Raw genomic sequence first — 16,755 nt, forward strand, 5'->3', positions numbered from 1 at the left:
GTTAAGTCAGAATAATTCACAGAAGAAAGAGCATTCACATCCATTCCCGACCAATCACAAAAGAAATGACAAAATGATTAAAATCACGCGGGCTGCTTGGATCAGTGCATTATAGTCTCAAGCCTTCAACGCAAAACGTTCGTAGTGCCGCTTAAACGCTGGCCGTTTGTGACACGAACGAAACGTCAAAACATGCTGTGTCCTCGTGGAAGATTACGCCTACGTGAAAATACGGATCGAAGCCCGCGGTGCGAGTTCCAAAATTTTTAAAGAACGGCAAAGCTGTAGACGGTTCAAAGCGTGATCGATCTACCACTTTCAAAACTGAGGGTTGCCGCATCCGCCAAAAGTTGGGCTTTCAACCCATCGTGAATATCCGGTCTTGGCGAAGTGCCAGTGTGCACCGCTGATACAAAAGCCACCATTTCGGCGGCATAGGCCCGCTCGTAGCGTTCCAGAAAAAAGTTCTGTGCGGGTGCCGTGGTGAAACCAGCAGCCGTTGCAACTTCGACAGTGTTTTCCAGCATGTTTTGAGCCCGCAGCATGCCCGCCGACCCGTGCACTTCGATTCGCTGATCGTACCCGTAAGTTGCGCGACGGGAGTTCGAGATCTGGCAAATTGCGCCACGTGCCGTTGTCAATGTCACGGCTGCCGTATCAACATCACCCGCTGCGGCTATTTCAGGGTCAACCAGTGCAGATCCGGTGGCGTAAATGGACACGGGCTCTTCGCCCATCAGGAAGCGGGCCATATCCAGATCGTGGATCATCATGTCTCGAAACAGGCCGCCTGATGATTTGATATAGCCAATCGGCGGCGGGCTTGGATCCCGTGACAGGATGGTCACAAGTTCCACTTGCCCTATCTCCCCGGCGACAATACGGGTTTGCATATTGGCAAAGTTGGGATCAAAGCGCCTGTTAAAGGCAGTGAAAAACGCAACGCCATTTTCCTCGACAACCGTTATGCAATCGCGGATGCGGTCCGACGACAGATCGACCGGCTTTTCGCAAAAAATGGCCTTACCCGCACGAGCGGCTTGATGAATGATATCGTAGTGGGTCGTCGTTGGCGTGCCGATGACAACAGCATCGATGTCTGCACTTTCCAAAACAGCTTGGCTATCGCGCACTTCGGCGCCAGTGCGCGCCGCCAAGTCCGATGCAGCTGCGTTGATCGCATCGGCAACCGCAACAACCGTCGCATCAGGGATATCCTTGATAGCGCGAGCATGGACCTGCCCAATCCGACCGCACCCGAGCAAACCAATTCTTACCATCTTATGCTCCCTTTAGACCACGCAGCACCCTGCGGGTCACGTCAACAACAGGATCATGGGTGTCTTTGAGAATTTGAACCCGGTCAAATCGATTAGGATCTGCATTCACTGCAGTGCGCATCGCCGCACCAAATGCCATCCGCAATTCCGTCCCGATGTTGAATTTGCAAACATGGGTCTCGCGCGCGAGTTTGGAACGCTGTGCGCTTGGTACGCCGGACCCGCCATGGATCACCAAAGGTACATCGGTGCGCTCTTGGATTTCTGCGATCCTTACTTCATCCAACCCGCCTGTTTTGTCTTGTTGCAAGTGAACATTGCCGACCGAAATGGCCATCGCGTCCACGCCGGTCTCTTTGGCAAAAATCGCAGCTTCTTCAGGGTCCGTGCCTAGTGATTGTTCGCCACCATCATAGCCTACAAAACCAATCTCGCCTTCACAGGAGATGCCTGCGGACTTAGCAAGTTCAACGACGCGCGATGTTTCATCAATGTTTTCAGCAAGCGGCTTGCGGGAGCCATCGAACATCAGCGAGGAAAATCCGGCATCCAACGCCTCCTGGCAATCTTCAAATGTGTACCCGTGATCCAAGTGTGCGACCACCGGCACGCTGGCGTTTTCAGCCAGATGGCGAAACATTTTACCTAATACCGATAGCGGTGTGTGTTCGCGACATCCCGGCCCGGCCTGCAGGATAACAGGACACTCCTCGGCTTCAGCCGCCGCCACAAAAGCGCGCATATCTTCCCATCCAAGCGTCACCACACCCGCAACGGCATGGCCCTGCTTCAATGCAGGTTGCAAAACCTGCGCAAGCGTCACCAGACTCATTTGAATTTCGCAATCATATCCTTGATGCCTGGGATGGTTTCGATCTGATAGGCATGGCTGGGTTGGAAATATTGCACCAGCGACCTCTGGGAGAGTCCTGCTAGAATGGTAAAATAGTACATCTCATAGCCGGGCAGCACAGCACAGGGGTGATACCCTTTGTCCAGGCAGATCGTAGAGCCGTCTACGATGTGATAGGCATCGCCGGATTTCCCGTCTTCGCGTTGTAACATCTGCACGCCGGAACCATGATTGGGTCGAAACCTAAAATTATAGGTCTCGTCATGGCGCGTCTCGTCCGGCAAACGGTCGGTGTCGTGTTTATGGCTGGGAAAACCGGACCAACCGCCCTGCCCCACTGTAAAGAGTTCGGAGACAAGCAAGCGCCCCACCTTGTCATGATGCTTTTGCCCGAGAATGTGTTTGATCTTGCGGTGTGTATTGGTGTCGTCCGATCCGTATTGCACCAAATCAAGCTCATCCGCACGCACGGCAAATGGGTCAAGCACTTCGTCGTATTTGGCGCCAGCAACAAAAACTTCGCAGGTGTTCTTGGCAATGATGGTGGCCTTGGCACCTGAGGGGACATAGACACCTTCCGGTTCGCCGTCCCAGACATCTTCACCGCGTCCGCCCAGATCTGACGCGGCAAACCCCTCGACTTCCACGTCTACGGTTCCGGTCGCGGGCACGACGCAGGTTTCAAACCCTGGCACTTGATATTCGAATGCCTGTCCAACATCGAGTTTGACGATATTGAAATAGTTCAGTGGAACTGTTGAATCTTCAACATCCACGATGGGTTTGTTTTCATTGTTGTACGGGGCGATATGCATGGCAGGCTCCTTTAAGCAGCAGTTGGGCCCGGATGAGCGCTCAAAAATTCTTCAAGTGTTGCGCGATCTGCCATGGCAGGTGCGCAGCCGGGTCGCGATACGGTGATCGACGCGCAAGCGGACCCGCGCAACAGAGATGTTTTCAGATTATGCCCATCCGCCAATGACGTCATGACACCCGCCATGAAACTGTCGCCGGCCCCAGTCGGTTTCAACGCCTCAACCGGGTAAATCCCCGTCGCGATCTCCGCACCATCGGAAAACGTCAACGCACCCTTCTCACCCATTTTGTAGACAATCAACGGAACGGTGGCGCTCAGCGCGCGCGCCTTGGCCAGCCCTTTATCAAACCCACCTGCGATGAAACCGAATTCTTCGTCGTTGCCCACAATCATGTCAGATTGTGCAGCAGCCTTCGACAGAACCTCTTGCGCGACTGCTGTGGAAGGCCAGGAATAGGGTCGGTAATCGACGTCAAAAATAATTGGCAGTCCTGCCGCCTTGGCCAACTCAAATGCTTTGAATGTGGCGGATCGTGACGGTTCTGCAGCAAATACAGTGCCTGCAGTGATCAGCGCGCCAAAGCGGCTGTAGTCAACCGCTGCGACATCGTCATCAGTCATCTGAAAATCTGCCGCACCGTTGCGATAGATCACATTGCGATGGCCTTCGACCCGGCTTTCATAAAACGCCAGCGAATTGCGATACTCCCCGCCAACCGGTGTCACGTAATCGGTGGCCACCCCGTAGCGTTTCAACTGCCCTACGCAATAGCTGCCCACGCTGTCATCTGATACACGAGTAACAAGTGCCGCCTGGCCGCCCAGTTTGCAGATCCCTGCGGCAATGTTGGCGGATGATCCACCAAGCCCCACAGTCACCCGGTCGGCATCTTCTGCGGCGACCCCTGCGTCAGTAAAAAAGTCGATACCTGCTCGCCCAACGACAACGAAGTTGTTTTGCTCTATTCCTGCATATAAGTCAGTCATTACACACCGCGTCGCTGTTTGATGCGGCTGCTTTCCCACTCTGCATGGGCATCACGCACGCGCTCGCTTTCGGTTACATGCGGTGTTCCGACCTCCCACCAGGTGTGCCCTTCGGTTGTCCAGCCGTCATAGGCGTCAACGTTCATGACAATAACGCATGTTCCCGTAGCAGCCTTGGCACGCTTGAATGCTTCACCAAGTTCTGTAGGGTTGGCAACCGTTTCCGCATGCGCTCCCATAGCGGCTGCATGTGCTGCGAAATCAACGCTGACTTGAGTGCTCGCTGTTGGCGTATCCGCTATCAGGTTGTTGAAGCTTTCGTTCCCGGTGTTGTTCTGCAACTTGTTGATGACCGCAAAACCTCCGTTATCCAGAACCAGAATGATCAACTTCTTATCTGTCAGAACCGAGGAATAGATGTCCGAGTTCATCAACAAATAGGACCCATCTCCACAAAACACGATCGTGTCTTGCTCTGGTTCACGCTGCATTTGCGCAATACGTGCGCCCCAGGCGCCGGCAATTTCATAGCCCATGCAGGAGAACCCGAATTCAACGTCCACTGTACCGGTCTCAAGCGTCCTCCAATTGGCCGTTACTTCTGCTGGCAGCCCGCCCGCTGCTGCAACCACGCGATCGCGTGGGTCACAAAGATCATTGACCACTCCAATGGCCTGCGCGTAGGAGTTCGGTCTGTTTCCAACCGATACATTCTTGGCAACATAGGCATCCCACTTGGTACGTTCGGCTTTGGCCTTTGTCGTCCATTCGTCAGGTGCGGCATAACCTGCCAGCGACACGCTCAGGGCCTCAAGGCCTAGTTTTGCATCACCCACCACTGGCAATGACCGATGTTTGCCTGCATCGTGACGGGCTGCGTTGAGACTGATTATCTGCGCATCCTTGGCAAAAGCTGTCCAAGATCCGGTCGTGAAATCCTGCAGGCGACAGCCGACCGACAAAATCACATCCGCCTGTTCAGCAATCGTGTTGGCGCTATTCGATCCGGTGACACCCACGGGACCAATGTTCAAGGCATGTGTCGCAACCAAATTGGCTCGTCCGGCAATGGTCTCGACAACAGGTATATTGTGCGTTTCGGCAAGAGTCGTCAATTCGTCAACAGCGCGAGAATATTGCACTCCGCCACCGGCGATGATCATCGGGCGCTGCGCTGCCTTGAGGGCGGCAACCGCATCTGCGATTTCTGCCGCATCTGGTGTCACACGCCGAATACGATGCACTTTTTTCTCGAACATCTCGACCCGGTAGTCATAAGTCCACCCCTGAACATCTTGCGGCAAGGCAATAAACGCGGGGCCACAATCTGCAGGGTCCAGCATGGTCGCAAGCGCTGCAGGCAGGGACTGAATGATTTGCGCCGGATGGGTGATCCGATCCCAATAGCGCGACACCGTTTTGAATGCGTCATTCAAGCCAAATGTCGGATCACCGAAGTGTTCGAGCTGTTGCAAGACAGGATCCGGCAAACGTGTAGAAAATGTGTCCCCACAAAGCATCAGAACCGGCAGACGGTTGGCATGGGCCAGTGCCGCTGACGTCAGTAGGTTTGCAGTGCCAGGACCTGCCGACGCAGTGCAAAACATAAACCGTTGGCGCAACCATTGTTTGGCGTATCCGGCGGCCGCAAAACCCATGCCCTGCTCGTTTTGGCCACGGTATAGCGGCAAGGTGCCGCGCGCACCGTAAAGAGCCTCGCCCAGGCATGTGACATTGCCATGACCAAAGATGCCCAAGCCGCCACCGCAGACCCGAAGCCCTCGACCAGCAATGTTGATATACTGGTTTTCCAGATAGCGAATTATCGCCTGCGTCGTCGTCAGGCGCACCGATTGAATTTTCATGGTTCCTCCCCGATCGCGGCAAAATTGCCATGGACGCATATTGCCGCTTGAGCCTTGGCGATTCAGAAGGTATCAACTTTGCAACCGGTTGCAAGTGTTTTCTGGGGAGGGGGCAAAATGGCGGAAATTGGGATTGGGATTGTTGGTGGCGGCTATATGGGCAAGGCCCATTCGGTTGCCATGTCCGCGGTTGCAGCCCTCTTTGATACTGCACTGCGACCCCGATTAGAAATGATCTCGGCATCGTCAGATGCCTCGGCCGAAAAATACCGCGCCAGTTTTGGCTTCGCGCGCGCTACCTCCGATTGGCGCAAGCTCGTTGAAGACCCAAGGGTTGAGGCCGTTGTTATTGCGACGCCGCAAAAGTTTCATCGCGAGATCGCCGAATTGGCATTTGCACTTGGTAAGCCCGTCCTGTGCGAAAAACCAATGGGTGCATCTTTGGAAGATGCAAAAGCGATGACAGCCGCGGCCAAAGGCCATGCGAATATGGTCGGATACAACTATGTCCGCACACCTGCGACCCAATATGCGCGCAAGCTGTTGAAAGAAGGCGCGATAGGCGATGTGACATGGTTCCGCGCAGAGATGACTGAGGATTTTCTTGCGGACCCGGCGCTGCCAACCACATGGCGCACGGATGGCATGGCCAACGGGTGCATCGGTGATCTGGCCCCGCATATTTTCAATGCGGCGCTGGCTCTCATGGGTCCCATCGATCGCGTCAACGCCGAGATTGAAACCGTCCATGCAAAACGTCCCGGTGGCACTGTAACAAACGACGACCACATGCAGATGATGTGCCGGTTTTCTTCTGGCGTGATGGGCCACATATATGCGTCCCGTGTCGCGACTGGTCGAAAAATGGGATACGCCTACGAAATCATGGGCACCAAGGGTTCGATCCGTTTCGATCAGGAAGACCAGAATGCTCTGTGGCTCTACAAAATGGACGGGCCTGATGCCACTCGCGGCTTTACAAAGATCCTGACCGGACCAAGCCACCCCGACTATGAACCATTTTGCCAGGGCCCCGGGCATGGCACCGGATACCAGGACCAAATCATCATCGAAGCTAAAGACTTCTTGACGGCAATTCACACGGGACAACCGGTTTGGCCAACCTTTCAGGATGGCCTCAGCGTCATCCAAGTCACCGACGCAGCCCTGCGCTCTGCTGAAAGCGGACGTTGGGAAGACGTTTCCCATTCATAAGGACACCAAAGATGACCATTCTCATTGGCAACGCGCCCTGTTCATGGGGTGTTGAATTTGCTCAGGACCCTCGCAATCCTGCATGGCGCACTGTTCTACAGGAGTGTGCCGAGGCGGGATACAAAGGCATTGAACTGGGCCCTGTTGGCTTCATGCCGGAAGACCCGGTTGAGTTGCGCGAGGCCTTAGATGAATTTGATTTGACGTTAATCGGCGGTGTTGTTTTTCGCCCATTCCATGATGCCTTAAAATGGGAAGACGATGTGTTGGACGGCACATTGCGTACCTGCAAATCCTTGCAGGCCCATGGCGCAAAGCATCTTGTTTTGATTGATTCGATCTCACCACGCCGCGCCCCAACGGCGGGCCGCGCCGCTGAGGCGGAACAGATGGACGCTGTTGAATGGGCCGCTTTTCGAGACAGAATTGCCGAAGCGGCGCGGATCGGGGTCGATCATGGTCTGACAGTGGGCATTCATGCCCATGCCGGCGGGTTTGTTGATTTTGAACCGGAATTGGAACGGCTGTTGAATGAAGTCAGCGATGACACATTGAAGATCTGTTTTGATACCGGACACCATTCTTACGCGGGGTTCGATCCGGTGGCCTTCATGAAACGTCACATGGGCCGCATCAGCTACATGCACTTCAAGGACATTGACCCGGCCGTTAAAGCGGATGTCGTCGCAAATCGCACAGACTTTTACAAAGCCTGTGGTCAGGGAATTTTTTGCAATCTGGGCCAGGGAGATGTCGATTTCCGGATGGTGCGTGAGACACTCCTGCAGGCTGGTTTTGATGGCTGGTGCACCGTTGAGCAGGATTGCGATCCAACACTGCCGGGTACACCCACGGACGACGCCCGTGCCAACCGCGAATATCTGCAATCCATCGGCTTTTGAAAGGGCGTGCGATGAAACGACTGAATTGGGGTATGATCGGCGGCGGCGAGGGAAGCCAGATCGGACCAGCGCACCGCATGGGCGCACAGGCTGATGGCAACTTTGTTCTGGCAGCTGGCGCGCTGGATCACGATGCAAGTAAGGGAAAAGATTATGCGCAGCGCCTCGGCATTGCAGGCGACCGCGCCTACGGCAATTGGAAAGAGATGCTGGAAGGCGAAAAAGGCCGTGAGGATCGGGTGGATTTGGTCACGGTAGCCACACCGAACGCGACGCATTTTGAAATTACTAAGGCCTTTCTGGAAAACGGTTTCAATGTGCTGTGTGAAAAGCCGATGACCATGACCGTTGAAGAAGGCGAGGAGATCGTCGCAATTGCCAAGTCCACAGGCAATGTCTGCGCCGTCAATTATTGCTATTCCGCCTACCCCATGGTGCGCGAAATGCGCAACATGGTGACCCGGGGCGATATCGGCAAGGTGCGCGTGATCGTTGCGAACTTCAGCCACGGTCACCATGGAGACGCAGGTGATGCTGACAATCCCCGGGTCCGTTGGCGCTATGACCCGACCATGGCGGGCGTGTCAGGTCAGTTTGCCGATTGCGGCATTCACGCCTTGCATTTGGCCAGTTTTGTTGCTGGCAGCGATGTCAAAACCGTCTCGGCAGACTTTGCATCAACCATTGCGAGTCGTGTTCTGGAAGATGACGCAATGGTCAATTTCCGCCTGGAAGCAGGCGCTGTTGGGCGCTTGTGGACGTCTTCCGTTGCAATCGGACGCCAGCATGGATTCGAGATTCAGGTGTTTGGTGAAACGGGCGGGTTGAAGTGGTGGGCCGAGCAACCAAACCAAGTTTATTACACGCCTCTTGGAGGTCGTACCCAGATCATGGAAAAGGGCGAAGCGGAGTTATCGGAAGAAGCCAGCCGCCTCAGTCGCGTCGCCATCGCCCATCCAGAAGGCTTCCCAATGGCCGTTGCGAATATTTACGTTGATCTGGCAGCTGCTATCCAAGGACAACCACATGGCGCTTTTCCGACGGCTATAGACGGTTTACGGTCCATGTCAGCGGTACACCAATGTGTGGCTTCCGCCAAAGGCGGCGGAACTTGGGTCGATGCACGGCCAGCTTCGCTGCGTTAGCTTGTGAAGAGTTGGCTGTATAGGCCAGCTCCCTCACTTGACGGGGCGCAGGGTGCCACGTTCGACCAATTCGCACGGCAAAAGATGTGCCTGTGGCACTGGGTCGTTCTCCGCCAACATGGTGCAAACCATATCAACTGACAGACCGATTACCTCGGATATGGGTTGGCGGATTGTCGTGAGGTTGATGTTGCGCCACCGCGCCATTTCCATATCGTTAAGTCCGATCAACCCGACGTCGTCCGGAACGTGGATGCCCGCCGCTTGCAGCGCAGATAACACTCCAATTGACAGAACATCATCGCCGCAAAAATACGCTTCCGCTAATGGCCCCAATGCCATGAGACGCTGCATCTCGTCCCAACCTGCATCAAAAGAGTATGCCGCAGCAAAGGAGGTTGAAACCTTTACGTCTGGTTCGGATTTCAAAGCATCCAGAAACCCGAACATGCGATCCTGCGTGGATGTCGCGTCTTCGGGACCCGCCAACATGGCGATATGACGGTAGCCACGGCGGATGAACTCCCGAGCGGCCATTCGTCCGGCTTCCTTGTTGTCTATTCCTACAACATTTACTTTGGGGTGTTCAGCATAACGTCCAAAGGAGTGCACGACCGGAACTCCAGCCGCTTGAAAACTCTCAGCAAAGCTCACAGGGAGCGTGGAAGATGCGACAATCACAGCATCGACGGAGTACTGCTGGAGCATCCGGACTGATTTGTCAGGATCGGTTTCGTCGCTCAAATTCACCAGTAAAGGACGTAAACCACGCTCCTGCAGGCTGCGCGTAAAGAGGTCAAAAACCTCAAGAAAAAACGGATTGTGAAAGTTGTTGCTGACCAGTCCGATTAACTTGGTGCGCCCTGTTGTCAGCGACGAGGCCAGGGCGTTGGGCTGATACTCGAGTTGGTCTGCTGCTTTCTTGATTTTGGCGCGGGTTGCGGGCGACACCGATGCGCCTTCGGTAAAGAACCTTGAAACGGCGGACCGTGATACGCCCGCCAATGCCGCAACTTCTTTAAGCGTCACTGCCATCTAGGGGACCCCAGACCGCCACGGACCTAAACGCGAAGCTGCGGCGAAAACGATCATGCGGTTTCGAGGTCATATTCAGGCTGTGTCTTCGCCCCGGTGATGTAAGCTACGATATCCTGACCGTCGGTCTCTTCTTTGCGAAGATTGGCAACGATCCGACCCCGCCGGAAAACGACAATACGGTCCACGAGATCCATCACCTGACGCATGTTGTGACTGATCAGAATCAGGGGTTCGCCTGCCTCTTTCAAGGTGCGTACAATGTTTTCGACCTGCGCCGTTTCCTGTACTCCCAAAGCGGCAGTGGGTTCGTCCATGATCGTCAGCTTGGAGTGGAACGTTGCCGTGCGTGCGATCGCCACGCATTGCCGTTGGCCGCCCGACATGTTGCGGATGGTATTGCGGATGTTTGGAATCTTAACGGCGGTCTTCTTCAATCCGGCAATTGTGTCTTCTCGCATCGCCTTGTAATCCAGAAAACGAAACGGGCCCAACCAATTGGCCCAGGTCTTTTCCCGCCCCAGAAACAAGTTGTCCGGCACGTCCAAATCATCGGCTAGGGCGAGCGTTTGAAAAACCGTTTCAATCCCAGCCTCACGCGCGTCAATCGGACCGGCGAAATGCACGTCTTGGCCATCAAACATGATTGTGCCGCTTGTACGCTGCTCAACCCCAGTTATCTGACGGACAAATGTGGATTTACCCGCGCCATTGTCGCCCATGATCGCGACATGCTCGCCTTGGTGCAGTACAAAATTCGCATCAGTTAGGGCATGCACACCGCCATAGTGTTTTGTAAGGCCTTTGGTCTCCAGAATGATATTGCTCATGTCTTTCTCCCTAACTTCGCAACGCCGAACGTTCTTGGCGAATTTTGTCCAAAACCACCGCGCTGATGATAATCGCGCCCATCGCCATAAGTTGATAGAAGGCATCAAGCTTGATGTAGGTGAAACCCGATTGGATGACACCAAAGACCATCGCCCCCAGAACCGTTCCAATAATCGATCCGCGCCCGCCCGTCAGGCTCACGCCCCCAATCACAGCCATGGCGATCGCATAAAGCTCATAGAAGATGCCCATGCCAGATTGCGCTGTCAGGTTCTTGGAGCTTAGGATCACCGCGGCAAATGCAGCCAGCATAGATGCGATCATATAGACCCGCACCTTGTGACGCTTGACGTTGATGCCGGACATCCGCGCTGCGTCCTCATTGGAACCAATAGCGTATGTGTGTTTACCGTAAAGCGTGTATCGCAATACGATGTGGCACAGAATTGCCAGCATCAGAAACCAGAAAACCGGCATCATGCCTTTACCGAGCGCTGCAAAACTCTCCGTTGGGAAAGAGACCGGTTGGCCCCGTGTCCAGGCCTGGGCAATCCCGCGGCAAATAAGGAACATACCCAAGGTTGCTATAAACGGCGGGATCCGCGTGAAAGCGATCAAGGCCCCGTTTATGGATCCTATGAATGCGCCGAAGGCCAAGCCGACGACAATAGGGATCAAGACCGGCAAGTCGAAGGCCCAGGACCCAAAGACAGCTTTGGGATTGGGGTTGCCATTGACCAGTTCGGTCTGAGCAAACGACATCACGATCATGGCCGTCGCACCCACGAGCGGGCCAGATGACAGATCGATTCCGCCGGAAATAATGACCTGGGTCACACCCAAAGCGATGATCCCAATGATAGAGACCTGTAAAATAATGATTTGGAGTCGCGCTTCGTTGAAAATCGAGTCAAAGCGGTCTCGCGTATCGAACAAGAAGCTTTGACTGTTCATGTAGGGAAGCGTCTGCCCGAGAACTTCGAACACCGCTATGATGATGATCAGCGCAAAGAAAATGTTCAGTTCGTTTGGCCAGCTCCGCTTCGTCGCATCGAACTTTAAACCCCCTGTCCCGTGTGAGGTGTCAGACATGTTCACTCTCCCATTTGCCATAGCCTGTGGCCGGATCTGAATTTCGCGATAGGGCGATGCAGCAGCATCGCCCTACGCTTTTGACTTTCGAAATTCGATCTAGTTCAAAAAGTCCGCGACATTTTCCGGGGTGACCAGCTTGAACGGGATGAAGACAGTTTTGTCGACCTCTTCACCTGCCGCCAGTTTCAGCGCCGTGTCGATCGAGCCGGCGCCTTGACCTGCGAGGTCCTGGAATACAGTCACATCCAATTCACCGGCTTGCATGGCAACCAATGCGTCTGCTGTTGCGTCGACACCGCCGACGACAATTTCCTCCATCGAGAGACCTGATGCTTTCATGGCCTGGATAGCACCAATGGCCATTTCGTCATTGTTTGCGAACACAGCGTCGAAAGGCTCACCTGAAGAAATCCAGTTGGTCATCATATCCTGCGCTTCATCGCGTGACCAGTTTGCGGTCTGCTCATCGATCAGCGTGATGAAATTGCACATGTCCATGCCGATCACATCGTGGAAGTCTTTCGACCGCTGTACAGCGGCCTGGTTCGATAGCTGACCCATCAGCATATAGGCTTGCGCCCCACCTGATTTGCCTTGAGCGCGCAGATCCTGGCACATTTGAAAGGCGGCAAGAGTACCGGACTCGACTTCATTTGACGCCACAAACGCCTGACCATCTGGCAATGTGTCCATGTTGATCGGCTGACGATTGACATAGACCAGCGGGATACCCGCGGATGCAGCCGCAACAGACATGGCATCCGTTGCGTTTGTATCGACCGCGTTCACGATGATCGCGTCGACGCCCGATGCCACAAAGTTGTTGATCTGGTCCAGTTGGCGGGCCACATCGTCCTGCGCATCCTCAACCTGAAGATCGACACCGTCCAGTGTATCAACATGGTCGGTCATACCGTTACGCATGATGGTCAATCCATTATCATCAAAACGCGCGACCGAAACACCAATGGTTTGAGCGACGGCAGATGTTGCAAGCAGTGCGGAAATGCCCGCAGTCAAAAGTAGTTTTTTCATAGTACCTCCCAGTGCGTGCCCGGATCACGCATGTGTCAAATCCGGGATTATCCAGCGTAGAATTTATTTGGCCGGTAAAGTCTGATCACCCGTAGCATGTGCTGCTCCCAAGTGATGAATTCCAGTTGTCAGCCGTCTCTCCCCAAAAACGATCGATGGTTGACGTTCGTCTGACAACCAACTTCCATGACAAAGACTACGTGTTATTCGGTTTTTTGCAACCGGTTGCAATTATTTTTTTTTGTGACGAGCAAGTATCAGAAAATACTGGGAAGTTTCGAGATCGCCCAAGCATTCATCAGCACAGGTCGCGTTCACCAATGCACAAAGTGAGCGGCTTAAGCGCAGGACACCGTGCATTCGAATCTTACTTTTTCTGTGCGCACGAACAAAAAATGTAAAACAGAGATCTTCGCAAGCAACCAAATAAACGCTCGAGGATAGGCGAGCGATTTCAAGCAGAAAGGCAGCACACGCAATTTTCTGAGTCAGTTTCGGGCTAAGCCTTGGTCGGTACTATGAGAAACCTATTGTAATCAGCCCTTTGCCTGCTCTGCCACGACCATCTTATGTGGGAAAATCCGTCTGATCGCGACATAGAAAACCGGCGTAAAGAACAAGCCTAGCAAGGTCACTCCAGACATCCCGAAAAACACAGCAGTCCCCAGTGCCTGACGCATCTCTGAGCCAGGACCCGTCGCAATCAGGAGAGGCACCACACCTAGGATAAAGGCAAAAGCCGTCATCAGAATGGGACGCAGGCGCAACCGGCTTGCTTCGATGGCTGCGGCAACCGGCGAAATACCGCGTTCTTCCTGCGCCTGTTTGGCAAATTCAACGATCAGGATCGCGTTTTTGGCCGCCAGTCCAACAAGGACAATCAGACCGACCTGTGTCAGGATGTTGTTGTCCATGCCACGGAACATGACGCCAGCCAAAGCCGCCAACACGGACAAAGGCACCACAAGGATGATCGCAAAAGGCAGCGCCCAGCTCTCATAAAGGGCTGCAAGAAAAAGGAATGCAAAGAGCAGCGAGAACGCAAATATGTAGGTCGCCGTGTCACCTTGGTTTCGTTCTTGCAAGGCCAGTTCCGTCCATTCGAAGTCAACCCCCGGTGGCATGAGCGCTGCCGCCATTTCCTCCATGGCGATCAAAGCTTCACCAGTTGAAACACCGGGCGCAGTAGATCCTTGAACTGGAACGGAAACTTGCTGATTGTAACGCTGCACCAGCGCGGGCCCAGCGGTTTCGACGATAGAGACGAGCGTACCCAGCGGCACAAGGGCGCCGGTCGCCGACCGCACCTTCAACGCAGAGATATCCGCCTCTTCCAGGCGGAATTGTTCATCTGCCTGTGCGCGCACCTGGAAAAGCCTGCCGAAAGCATTGAAATCGTTGACATAGGCAGATCCGAGATTGATCGACAGGGTCTCAAAGATCGCGCCAATTGGGACGTTCAGCATCTGTGCGCGTACGCGGTCAATTTCCAGATAGACCTGTGGCGAGCCTGCAGAAAAGGTTGTGAAAACACCCTGTACCTGGTCCGATTGAGCAGAGGCGCCCATGATGGCATAGGCTGTGCCCAACACGCGGGACATGTCCGCGCTTTCGTTTTCGCGCAATTGCAGTTTGAACCCGCCGCCGTTACCGACGCCACGTACGGCCGGGGGTGCTATGGCAATGATGAAAGCTTCCCGAAGTGACTGCATACGGCCAAATAGCTGGCCGACAATCGCGCCGGCGCTTAATCCACTTTTGGCGCGTGACTCGAAGCTGTCAAAGGTGGTGAAAATCACACCCTGATTGCTGGCGTTGGTAAAGGTTGCCCCGGAAAACCCGGCAAAAGCGACAGCGTTGGTTACGCCGGGGGTGTCCAGTGCCAATTCGGTGGCTTGTCGGATCACGGCGTCCGTGCGTTCCAGTGATGCCCCGTCCGGCAGTTGCACAACAACAATGGCATAGCCTTGATCGGCATCCGGAATGAAGCCCGTTGGAACTTTCTGATTGATCCAATAGGTCGATGCCAAAAGCCCGGCAAACACCACGAGTGACAGAGCCAGCGCTTTTGAAGAGCTGACAAGGAGGGTCACCACTCTCGCGTACCACGTGGTCAGCTTGTCAAATCCCCGGTTAAAACCGTTGGCCAAAGGTGTCGTCAGTCGAGCAAGGGGGTTATTGGACGGGATCGTTGTATGCGGTTTGAGGACACTGGCCGCAAGAGCAGGCGAGAGGCTGAGTGAGTTGATTGTGGAGATCACCGTTGCCACGGAGATCGTGACAGCAAATTGCCGGTAGAACTGCCCGGTGATACCCGGCACCAAGGCCGCGGGGACAAACACTGCGATAAGGACAAGCGTTGTGCCAATGATCGCGCCCTGCACTTCTTCCATGGTGCGCGCAGATGCCTGATGCGGCGTCATCCCGTTTGCGATGTTGCGCTCGACGTTTTCGACCACGACAATCGCGTCATCTACCACAATACCAATAGCCAGGATCAGACCGAAGAGGGTCAACAGGTTCAAGGTGTAACCCATTGCCAACATCACGGCAAAAGTCCCGATCAACGACACCGGAATGGCAAGCAGGGGTATAATAGCTGTCCGCCAGCTTTGCAAAAAGACGATGATCACGATGACCACCAGTAGCACAGCTTCAAAGAGGGTTTCGTAGACTGCGTTGACAGAGGCCGCAATGAATTCTGTCGGGTTGTAAACGACGCGGTACTCGAGGCCTTTGGGAAAGTCTTCTGCCAATTCGTCCATAACGGCTATGATCTCATCCGCCGACGCGAGCGCATTAGAGCCTGGTCGCTGGAAAATCCCCAGCGCCACAGCAGGTTTGTTATTTAGATAGGAATTGTTGACATAAGAACGCGCGCCAATTTCGACACGCGCCACGTCTCGCACCCGTACCACACGCCCTTCTTCCGAGGCCTTTATGATGACCCGGCCAAACTCGCGCGGGCTTTCCAGTCTGCCCTGTGTTGTGATGGTGACCTGAAACGCACTGTCGGTATCGTTTGGGGGCGCACCCAGCGAACCTCCAGACACCTGAACATTCTGTTCTCGCAACGCATCAACAACGTCACCCGCAGTAAGACCAAGAGACGCCAGCCTGTCAGGGTCCAGCCAAACGCGCGCAGAGAACTCGCGTTCGCCAAAAATCAGAAGATCCCCGACACCATCAAGTCGCACCAACCGATCCCGCACCCGCGCTCGCGCGTAGTTCGATACATAGAGCTGATCGAAGCTCTCATCCGGCGACAGCATATGCACGACCATCATAAGGTCAGGCGAAGATTTGGTGGTCGTGACCCCCAACGCTCTGACTTCCTGAGGCAGACGCGGCTCAGCAATGGCGACCCGGTTTTGCACGAGCACCTGTGCCGCGTCCAGATCTGTGCCCAATTCAAAGGTGATCGACAGACTCATAGACCCATCCGCCGTGGAATAGGACGACAGGTACAACATGTCCTCGACGCCGTTGATTTCCTGTTCTAATGGCGTGGCGACGGTGGCCGCAATTGTCTCGGCATCGGCACCGGGGTAATTGGCGCGCACCACGATCGAAGGGGGCGCAATCTCTGGGTATTGCTCGATCGGTAACTGCGTATAGGAAATCAGCCCGACAATTGTCGTGATGACGGCAATGACGATGGCAAAGATCGGGCGGCTGACGAAAAATCGGCCCAT

13 protein-coding genes are annotated in these 16,755 nt (G+C 54.5%); 3 read left to right on the forward strand and 10 right to left on the reverse strand.

From position 1 onward, the window contains the following. Positions 1–293: 293 nt before the first annotated feature. The 5 genes from iolG to iolD are packed head-to-tail and all read right to left on the reverse strand — an operon-like array spanning position 294 to position 5,802. Positions 294–1,280: an inositol 2-dehydrogenase gene (gene iolG / locus AB8B75_RS03205; RefSeq protein WP_405359775.1), complete on the reverse strand. Its 987-nt coding sequence runs from the start codon at positions 1,278–1,280 to the stop codon at positions 294–296. Position 1,281: 1 nt separating this feature from the next. Continuing rightward, positions 1,282–2,112, reverse strand: a complete 831-nt coding sequence (locus AB8B75_RS03210; RefSeq protein WP_405359776.1) for a class II fructose-bisphosphate aldolase — start codon at positions 2,110–2,112, stop codon at positions 1,282–1,284. Then, a complete protein-coding gene (locus tag AB8B75_RS03215) occupies positions 2,109–2,948 on the reverse strand; it encodes a 5-deoxy-glucuronate isomerase (protein ID WP_405359778.1) in 840 nt (279 codons plus the stop codon). The genes AB8B75_RS03210 and AB8B75_RS03215 overlap by 4 nt, the downstream gene beginning before the upstream one ends. Before the next feature lie 11 nt (positions 2,949–2,959). Then, complete coding sequence (locus AB8B75_RS03220; protein WP_405359779.1) at positions 2,960–3,937, reverse strand: PfkB family carbohydrate kinase; 978 nt, start codon at positions 3,935–3,937, stop codon at positions 2,960–2,962. Next, a complete protein-coding gene (gene iolD, locus AB8B75_RS03225; protein ID WP_405359781.1) occupies positions 3,937–5,802 on the reverse strand; it encodes a 3D-(3,5/4)-trihydroxycyclohexane-1,2-dione acylhydrolase (decyclizing) in 1,866 nt (621 codons plus the stop codon). The genes AB8B75_RS03220 and iolD overlap by 1 nt, the downstream gene beginning before the upstream one ends. A 117-nt stretch (positions 5,803–5,919) precedes the next feature. Here iolD and AB8B75_RS03230 point away from each other — a divergent pair, with 117 nt between their 5' ends. From AB8B75_RS03230 to AB8B75_RS03240, 3 genes are read left to right on the forward strand one after another with little or no spacing between them, the layout of a single operon-like run. Then, complete coding sequence (locus tag AB8B75_RS03230; RefSeq protein ID WP_405359783.1) at positions 5,920–7,017, forward strand: Gfo/Idh/MocA family protein; 1,098 nt, start codon at positions 5,920–5,922, stop codon at positions 7,015–7,017. Between the two features lie 11 nt (positions 7,018–7,028). Continuing rightward, the gene (locus AB8B75_RS03235) at positions 7,029–7,919 is read left to right on the forward strand and encodes a sugar phosphate isomerase/epimerase family protein (protein WP_405359785.1); all 891 of its coding nucleotides are present in this window, start codon (positions 7,029–7,031) and stop codon (positions 7,917–7,919) included. A gap of 11 nt (positions 7,920–7,930) precedes the next feature. Beyond that, complete coding sequence (locus AB8B75_RS03240; protein ID WP_405359787.1) at positions 7,931–9,064, forward strand: Gfo/Idh/MocA family protein; 1,134 nt, start codon at positions 7,931–7,933, stop codon at positions 9,062–9,064. 33 nt (positions 9,065–9,097) lie between these two features. Here AB8B75_RS03240 and AB8B75_RS03245 read toward each other — a convergent pair whose 3' ends face one another. From AB8B75_RS03245 to AB8B75_RS03265, 5 genes are all read right to left on the reverse strand, one after another. Further along, positions 9,098–10,099 carry a LacI family DNA-binding transcriptional regulator gene (locus tag AB8B75_RS03245; RefSeq protein WP_405359789.1) on the reverse strand — a complete coding sequence of 334 codons (1,002 nt, stop codon included), beginning with the start codon at positions 10,097–10,099 and terminating at the stop codon, positions 9,098–9,100. Positions 10,100–10,152: 53 nt separating this feature from the next. Next, positions 10,153–10,929, reverse strand: a complete 777-nt coding sequence (locus tag AB8B75_RS03250) for an ATP-binding cassette domain-containing protein (RefSeq protein ID WP_405359791.1) — start codon at positions 10,927–10,929, stop codon at positions 10,153–10,155. Between the two features lie 10 nt (positions 10,930–10,939). After that, positions 10,940–12,022: an ABC transporter permease gene (locus AB8B75_RS03255; RefSeq protein ID WP_405359793.1), complete on the reverse strand. Its 1,083-nt coding sequence runs from the start codon at positions 12,020–12,022 to the stop codon at positions 10,940–10,942. A gap of 99 nt (positions 12,023–12,121) precedes the next feature. Beyond that, positions 12,122–13,060: a sugar ABC transporter substrate-binding protein gene (locus AB8B75_RS03260; protein WP_405359795.1), complete on the reverse strand. Its 939-nt coding sequence runs from the start codon at positions 13,058–13,060 to the stop codon at positions 12,122–12,124. 536 nt (positions 13,061–13,596) lie between these two features. Beyond that, a complete protein-coding gene (locus tag AB8B75_RS03265; RefSeq protein ID WP_405359797.1) occupies positions 13,597–16,755 on the reverse strand; it encodes an efflux RND transporter permease subunit in 3,159 nt (1,052 codons plus the stop codon).

This window comes from Roseobacter sp. (genome assembly GCF_045106495.1).
Classification (GTDB): Bacteria; Pseudomonadota; Alphaproteobacteria; order Rhodobacterales; family Rhodobacteraceae; genus Roseobacter.

Excerpts from the sequence above, each read along its gene's own strand:
- iolG (WP_405359775.1), bottom strand. The coding sequence starts at position 1,280 with ATGGTAAGAATTGGTTTGCTCGGGTGCGGTCGGATTGGGCAGGTCCAT.
- AB8B75_RS03210 (WP_405359776.1), bottom strand. The coding sequence starts at position 2,112 with ATGAGTCTGGTGACGCTTGCGCAGGTTTTGCAACCTGCATTGAAGCAG.
- AB8B75_RS03215 (WP_405359778.1), bottom strand. The coding sequence starts at position 2,948 with ATGCATATCGCCCCGTACAACAATGAAAACAAACCCATCGTGGATGTT.
- AB8B75_RS03220 (WP_405359779.1), bottom strand. The coding sequence starts at position 3,937 with ATGACTGACTTATATGCAGGAATAGAGCAAAACAACTTCGTTGTCGTT.
- iolD (WP_405359781.1), bottom strand. The coding sequence starts at position 5,802 with ATGAAAATTCAATCGGTGCGCCTGACGACGACGCAGGCGATAATTCGC.
- AB8B75_RS03230 (WP_405359783.1), top strand. The coding sequence starts at position 5,920 with ATGGCGGAAATTGGGATTGGGATTGTTGGTGGCGGCTATATGGGCAAG.
- AB8B75_RS03235 (WP_405359785.1), top strand. The coding sequence starts at position 7,029 with ATGACCATTCTCATTGGCAACGCGCCCTGTTCATGGGGTGTTGAATTT.
- AB8B75_RS03240 (WP_405359787.1), top strand. The coding sequence starts at position 7,931 with ATGAAACGACTGAATTGGGGTATGATCGGCGGCGGCGAGGGAAGCCAG.
- AB8B75_RS03245 (WP_405359789.1), bottom strand. The coding sequence starts at position 10,099 with ATGGCAGTGACGCTTAAAGAAGTTGCGGCATTGGCGGGCGTATCACGG.
- AB8B75_RS03250 (WP_405359791.1), bottom strand. The coding sequence starts at position 10,929 with ATGAGCAATATCATTCTGGAGACCAAAGGCCTTACAAAACACTATGGC.
- AB8B75_RS03255 (WP_405359793.1), bottom strand. The coding sequence starts at position 12,022 with ATGTCTGACACCTCACACGGGACAGGGGGTTTAAAGTTCGATGCGACG.
- AB8B75_RS03260 (WP_405359795.1), bottom strand. The coding sequence starts at position 13,060 with ATGAAAAAACTACTTTTGACTGCGGGCATTTCCGCACTGCTTGCAACA.
- AB8B75_RS03265 (WP_405359797.1), bottom strand. The coding sequence starts at position 16,755 with ATGGGCCGATTTTTCGTCAGCCGCCCGATCTTTGCCATCGTCATTGCC.